The 6,000-nt window shown below is 73.3% G+C and carries 6 protein-coding genes; 2 read left to right on the top strand and 4 right to left on the bottom strand.

Going from position 1 to position 6,000, the window contains the following annotated elements; all coding sequences use genetic code 11:
• From AC51EU_RS06700 to AC51EU_RS06690, 3 genes are all read right to left on the bottom strand, one after another.
• The coding region (locus AC51EU_RS06700) for a CHAD domain-containing protein (RefSeq protein ID WP_496265733.1) at positions 1-414 on the bottom strand (414 nt) is incomplete at its 3' end.
• On the bottom strand, positions 398-2,683 hold the full coding sequence (locus AC51EU_RS06695; RefSeq protein ID WP_496265732.1) for an RNA degradosome polyphosphate kinase: 2,286 nt from the start codon (positions 2,681-2,683) through the stop codon (positions 398-400). The genes AC51EU_RS06695 and AC51EU_RS06700, both read right to left, overlap by 17 nt.
• Before the next feature lie 240 nt (positions 2,684-2,923).
• Positions 2,924-3,916, bottom strand: a complete 993-nt coding sequence (locus AC51EU_RS06690) for an ATP-binding cassette domain-containing protein (RefSeq protein WP_496265731.1) — start codon at positions 3,914-3,916, stop codon at positions 2,924-2,926.
• A gap of 88 nt (positions 3,917-4,004) precedes the next feature.
• On the opposite strand from AC51EU_RS06690, the gene AC51EU_RS06685 reads away from it, so the two are divergent.
• Together AC51EU_RS06685 and AC51EU_RS06680 are read left to right on the top strand one after the other, a co-directional pair.
• The gene (locus AC51EU_RS06685) at positions 4,005-4,619 is read left to right on the top strand and encodes a GNAT family N-acetyltransferase (RefSeq protein WP_496265730.1); all 615 of its coding nucleotides are present in this window, start codon (positions 4,005-4,007) and stop codon (positions 4,617-4,619) included.
• A gap of 71 nt (positions 4,620-4,690) precedes the next feature.
• Positions 4,691-5,104 (top strand): ArsR/SmtB family transcription factor, encoded by a 414-nt coding sequence (locus tag AC51EU_RS06680; RefSeq protein ID WP_496265729.1) that lies wholly within the window; start codon positions 4,691-4,693, stop codon positions 5,102-5,104.
• A 354-nt stretch (positions 5,105-5,458) separates the two neighbouring features.
• On the opposite strand, the gene AC51EU_RS06675 is transcribed toward AC51EU_RS06680, so the two are convergent.
• Positions 5,459-5,746 (bottom strand): hypothetical protein, encoded by a 288-nt coding sequence (locus tag AC51EU_RS06675; protein WP_496265728.1) that lies wholly within the window; start codon positions 5,744-5,746, stop codon positions 5,459-5,461.
• Positions 5,747-6,000: the final 254 nt, after the last annotated feature.

Below are 6,000 nucleotides of genomic sequence, written 5' to 3'. Positions count from 1 at the left end.
GGTCATCAGCCGGTCGCGGCGGGCCGCGCAGGCGTGTTCGCGGGCGAGGGTGCCGGACAGCCAGCCCAGTTCCGTGCGGAGTTGGTCGGCCCAGACCTCTTCGGTCAGCGGCCGGAAGGTGTACAGGAGGGCGCTGATGCGGCGGGCCGCGCTGCGCAGCTGGCGGGCGGCCTCCTCGGCGGTCTCCGCGTCCGGTCCGCTGTCGCGGTGTACGCGCAGATGGCGCAGGAAGTCCGCCGAGCGGCGGTGCAGATGGCGGGCGAGCACCTCGCCCGCGGTGGCGCCGGGCGGCGCCTCCGCGGGGGGCGCGGGTCCGTCCACCACGGCGGCGCGGGCGCCGTGCGCTCCCGCCGGCTCGTATCCGGTACCGATGAGTCCGGCCGGGCCGGCCGGCAGGTCATGTCGCTGGGCCACGCCGGCGCCTCCGGGCGTCGATGAGCATTTCCTGTACGTTGCGCAGCGGTGCGCCGTCGGCGTCCACCGCGTGCCGGGTCCAGTCGCCGTCCGGGCCCAGGTGCCAGGAGGAGGTGGAGTCGGACGTCCCGGTCTCCAGCAGCCGGTTGAGGGCGGCGCGGTGGGCGGGGTCGGCGACGCGGACCAGTGCCTCGATCCGCCGGTCGAGGTTGCGGTGCATCATGTCGGCGCTGCCGAGCCACACCTCGGGTTCGCCGCCGTTGCCGAAGACGAAGACCCGGGAGTGTTCGAGGAAGCGGCCGAGGACACTGCGGACGCGGATGTTGTCGCTGAGGCCGGGTACACCGGGGCGCAGGGAGCAGATCCCGCGGACCCAGATGTCGACGGCCACCCCGGCCTGCGAGGCGCGGTAGAGCGCGTCGATGACGGCCTCGTCGACGATGGAGTTGACCTTGATCCGGATGAAGGCGGAGCGTCCGGCGCGCTGGTGGCCGATCTCCTTGGTGATGCGCTGGACCAGGCCGTCCCGCAGGGAGCGGGGGGCGACGAGCAGCCGGCGGTAGGTGTCCCGCCGGGAGTAGCCGCTGAGCCGGTTGAAGAGGTCGGACAGGTCGGCGCCGACCTGCGGGTCGGCGGTGAGCAGCCCCAGGTCCTCGTAGAGCCGGGCGGTCTTGGGGTGGTAGTTGCCGGTGCCGACGTGGGAGTAGCGCCGCAGGGTGTCGCCCTCCTGGCGGACGACGAGCGAGAGCTTGCAGTGGGTCTTGAGGCCGACGAGCCCGTAGACGACGTGGCAGCCCGCCTCCTCCAGTTTGCGGGCCCACTTGATGTTGGCCTGTTCGTCGAAGCGGGCCTTGATCTCGACCAGGACGAGGACCTGTTTGCCGGACTCGGCGGCGTCGATCAGCGCGTCGACGATCGGGGAGTCGCCGGAGGTGCGGTAGAGGGTCTGCTTGATGGCGAGGACGTCGGGGTCGGCGGCGGCCTGTTCCAGGAACGCCTGGACGGAGGTGGAGAACGAGTCGTAGGGGTGGTGCAGCAGGACGTCGCGGGCGCGCAGCGCCGCGAAGATGTCGGGGGCGGAGGCGGATTCGACCTCGGCGAGGTCGCGGTGGGTGCCGGCCACGAAGGTGGGGTACTTCAGCTCGGGCCGGTCGAGGGCGGCGATGCCGAAGAGGCCGGTGAGGTCGAGGGGGCCGGGCAGGGAGTGGACCTCGGCCTCGGACACCTTCAGTTCCTGGACGAGCAGGTCGAGGACGTCGGGGTCGATGGACTCCTCGACCTCCAGGCGGACCGGCGGGCCGAACCGCCGCCGCATGAGTTCCTTCTCCAGCGCCTGGAGGAGGTTCTCCGCGTCGTCCTCCTCGACCTCCAGGTCCTCGTTGCGCGTCACCCGGAACATGTGGTGCGCGCGCACCTCCATCCCCGGGAACAGCTCCTCCAGGTGGGCGGCGATGACGTCCTCAAGGGGGACGTAGCGCTGCGCGGACGCCTCCAGGAAGCGGGGCAGCAGCGGCGGCACCTTGACCCGCGCGAAGTGGTCGTGGCCGCTGACCGGGTTGCGGACGACGACGGCGAGGTTGAGGGAGAGGCCCGAGATGTACGGGAAGGGGTGCGCGGGGTCGACGGCCAGCGGGGTCAGGACGGGGAAGATCTGCTGGCGGAACAGGGTGAACAGCCCCGCCTTCTCCTGGTCGGTCAGCTCGGGCCAGCGGATGAGGTGGATGCCCTCGGCGGCCAGGGCGGGGGCGACGTCCCGCTGGTAGCAGGCGGCGTGCCGGGCCATGAGTTCCCGCGAGCGGGTCCAGATCAGCTCCAGCACCTCGCGGGGCTGGAGGCCGGAGGCGGAGCGGGTGGCGACGCCGGTGGCTATCCGGCGCTTGAGGCCGGCGACGCGGACCATGAAGAACTCGTCGAGGTTGCTGGCGAAGATCGCCAGGAAGTTGGCGCGTTCCAGCAGCGGGGTGGCCGGGTCCTCGGCCAGTTCCAGTACCCGTTCGTTGAACGCCAGCCAGCTGCGTTCCCGGTCCAGGAAGCGGCCGCCGGGCAGTTCCTCGCCGTCCGCGCCGGGGACCCCCCGCTCGTGGTACGTGTCGAGATCGGCGTCCAGGTCCGGTTCCAGCTCGGGCAGGAGGGGGCGGAGCGCGTACGGGCGGTGCGCGGACATCGCTCCCACGGACGGCTGGGCCGTCGACCCGGTGCCCCGCTGGGGCGCGACGGGAGCCGGCTTCTCGGGCTGGACCTGGGCCTGGGCGCTGGACTCCTGCTTCATGTCCTCATTCTTCCGCGTCCGGGCGTGTCCAGGCGCGTCGAGGAGAAACGGGGCGGCACGGAGCCTCGGGTGGGGGAGGTTCGGCACAGCGGGCTGCATTCAGCGATGTTTGCAAGGCCGTCTGAATCACCGGTAACGCGGATGTGGCGGCCAGGCAAGCGGCGCACTACCGGAAAGGGCTCCGACCAGCGACGATACGGCCGTTCGGGTGAGGGGCGGGACGGCGTACGGGGCCCGCGGTCACCGGGCCGGGCGGACGAGGGGGCCGCCCGCGCTCCCGTTGCGAGGCATGCCCGGCACCCCGGGCCGGTGGCGCGGGCGCGCGGAGACCGGTTCCGCGCTGGGCGCGAGCAACGGGGGCGCGTCGGGGGCGCGCAGGTGCCCGAGGACGACCTCCTCCAGCGACGGTTCCACGGCCTCCCAGGGGCCGGGCATCGGCCCGTCGCGCCGGACCAGCGCGGCGAACCGGTCGCCGGCCGGCCGGGCCTCGACAACGGTGTGGGCGGCGAGGCGGGCGGGCAGCCGGCCGTTCTCGTGCCGTCCCAGGAGCAGGGCGTGGGCGCCGATGACGTCGTCGGCCTCGCCCGCCAGCCGGACCCGCCCGCCGCCGAGGACCAGCAGGTAGTCGCAGACCCCGTCCAGCTCGGCGGGCCGGTGCGAGGAGAGCACGACGGTGGTGCCGTACGCGGCGGCCTGGGCCATCAGCAGCCCGGCGACCCGGTGCCGCACCGTCGGGTCGAGGGCGTCGAGCGGCTCGTCCAGGAGCAGGAGTTGGGGGTCGCGGGCGCAGGCGAGGGCGAGCGCGAGACGGGTGCGGCTTCCGGGGCCGAGGGTGCCGACGCGGGCGTCGAGGGGGATGCCCGCGTCGGCCACGATCCGTGCGGCGCGCTCGCGGTTCCAGTGGCCGGGGCGCGGCCGCAGGGCCTCGGCGACGGTGGCCCGGGGGCGGGGGCCGTGGCCCGGGGCGAGGTGGGCGACGTGGACGCGGCCCTGGGGTGTGGCGGGGTCCGTCCCGAAGACGCGGACGGTGCCCTCGGTGGGGCGGGTCAGTCCGGAGGTGAGCGCCAGCAGGGCGCTCTTGCCGGAGCCCTCGGGGCCGGTGAGCGCGCAGATCCGTCCCGCGGGCAGCCGGAAGGTGCAGTCGCGCAGCTCCCAGCGCCGTAGCCGGCGTCTGCCGAGGCCGACCGCCTCGATCGCGGTACGTCCTGAGGCCCGTCCGGCCGGCCCGCGCATCGCACCCCTCCCACATTCCACTAATGAACTAGTGGAAGCCTGCGGGAAACCGGCTGCGGCTGTCAACCCGCCTCCGTACGCTGACCGGATGCCCACGCCTTCCGCACCCGCCGCCCCGCCCCTGCCGTACACCCCGCGCTACCCGCTGCGCACCGAGCGCCTCGACCTGCGCCCGTTGCGCCCCACCGAGGACTTCGCGGCCGTCCACGCCTACCGGTCGCTCCCCGAGGTGTACCGCTACCTCTACGGGGACCCGCTCGACACGGAGGGCACCCGCGCCTCGCTCGCCCGCAAGGCGGCGCACACCGCCCTGCGGGACAGCGGAGACTCCCTCCAACTCGCCGTGACCGTGCGGGAGTCGGGGACACTGGTCGGGGACATCGTCTTCGTGCTGACCAGCCGGGAGCACCGCCAGGGCCGCATCGGCTATGTCTTCCACCCGGACCACCACGGCCGCGGCTATGCGACCGAGGCGAGCCGGGCCCTGCTCCGGCTCGCCTTCGAGGAGCTGCGGCTGCACCGCGTCCAGGCCGAACTGGACGGCCGCAACACCGCGTCCGCCCGGCTGCTGGAGCGGCTGGGGATGCGGCGCGAGGGCCACTTCCGGCAGAACGAGTACCTGGACGGCGAGTGGACCGACGAGGTGGTCTACGCGATCCTCGCCGAGGAGTGGCGGGAGCGCGCGGGCACCACCGGGGCGTGAGCGCCCCCGGATACCCCGAGGGCCCGCCTCCGGCGGGGGCGGGCAGCCCTTCGCACCAGTACCATATTTGCATGGACGCGCAAGAACAGGTGTGGGACGAGGAGGCCGCGGGCCGGGCGGTGGCGGTGCTCAAGGCGGTGGCCGACCCCTCGCGCTACCGGCTGCTGTGGGCACTCAGCCAACAGGAACTGCCGGTGAGCGCGCTGGCCCGGCTGCTGGGCGCGCATGTCGCCGCGACCTCGCAGCACCTGGCCAAGCTCCGCGCGGCCGGCCTGGTCACCTCCCGCAGGGAGGGCACCCGCATCTACTACCGCGCACACAACGTACGCGGCCTCCTGGAGGAGGCGGCCCTGACCGCCGGCCCCGACGGCCGCCACGGCACGTCGGACGCGCCGCAGGAGGCGGACGAGGCGGCCACCCTACGGGAGCGGGCCGGACGCACCACACCGGCCGTACGGGTCCGGCGGCTGGCCGCCGACCACTGAGCGGCGCCACCGGCCAGGGGCCGGTTCGTCTTCCCCTGCGGGCGGCATCGACGATGAGGCGTACTCGCCTAGTCAAGACGAACTTTCGCTGCCCATCGACGAGTTGCCATCTCGCCGCACCGACGTCCCACCAGGTTCCGCCCCCGCACGGGGACAGAACCCGAGATCGGTCACGCCCTCACACAGACCCTGAGGCAAAGGCCCCGCCCGCCTGTGGGGAGGGAGATCAGATGCGGCGCACGAAAACCTTGGCCGTGTTGTGGAACGTGACCGTCATCCCGACGTGGCCGGACCGGCTCCCCTCCCGCGCTGACCAGCGCTCAACGGACGCGATCTGCGGGGACTCGGCGTTCGTCACGAGGGAGGCGAGCCATTTCTCCGGGTCGTCGCCGGGCGCGGGGCCTCGCCCACGGGGAGCGGGGTCCCGTCGACCGCCAGGGGTTCGCTCCCGTCCTCCTTGTGCCGCTCGCCTTCGGGGAGTTGCCCAATGACCTGCCAGTGGGTCTCGCCCTTGTCGGTGGTGATCACGAAGCCGAACGGGTGCTTCGTGTCTCCGGCCTCGGCGAGCGACTTCACGCTGACGGTGGTCGGCTCGTTCCGGGCCAGATCCATGACGAAGCCGGCGAAGGTCTTGGGACGCACGTGCCTTCCTCTCCCTGCGGGGCCGCCAGTGTATGAGTCGTCGGGGCGTTCACGCGGTGCTCTCCGGCGGGTTCCAGCGCTGTGACCGAAGAGGTCCGCCGGGTTGGTGGACCGAGCCGCGACCCGGCTCACGGCTCGGGGAAGAGGGCACGTCGTGGGACCGGGCCCGGGGCGGAGCACGCCCGGTCCCGGAGTTCCGCGCGGAGTTCCACGAGGAGCGATGTGCTGTCGGCTCCACCAGGGCCTTGGGTCAG

Source organism: Candidatus Streptomyces philanthi, from assembly GCF_059553635.1.
The sequence above is the reverse complement of the archived record's forward strand: the minus strand, read 5'-3'. Positions and strand labels throughout refer to the sequence as shown.

What these genes read in the sequence shown, in the direction of transcription:
- AC51EU_RS06695 (WP_496265732.1), bottom strand. Translation starts at nt 2,683, where the DNA reads ATGAAGCAGGAGTCCAGCGCCCAGGCCCAGGTCCAGCCCGAGAAGCCG.
- AC51EU_RS06690 (WP_496265731.1), bottom strand. Translation starts at nt 3,916, where the DNA reads ATGCGCGGGCCGGCCGGACGGGCCTCAGGACGTACCGCGATCGAGGCG.
- AC51EU_RS06685 (WP_496265730.1), top strand. Translation starts at nt 4,005, where the DNA reads ATGCCCACGCCTTCCGCACCCGCCGCCCCGCCCCTGCCGTACACCCCG.
- AC51EU_RS06680 (WP_496265729.1), top strand. Translation starts at nt 4,691, where the DNA reads ATGGACGCGCAAGAACAGGTGTGGGACGAGGAGGCCGCGGGCCGGGCG.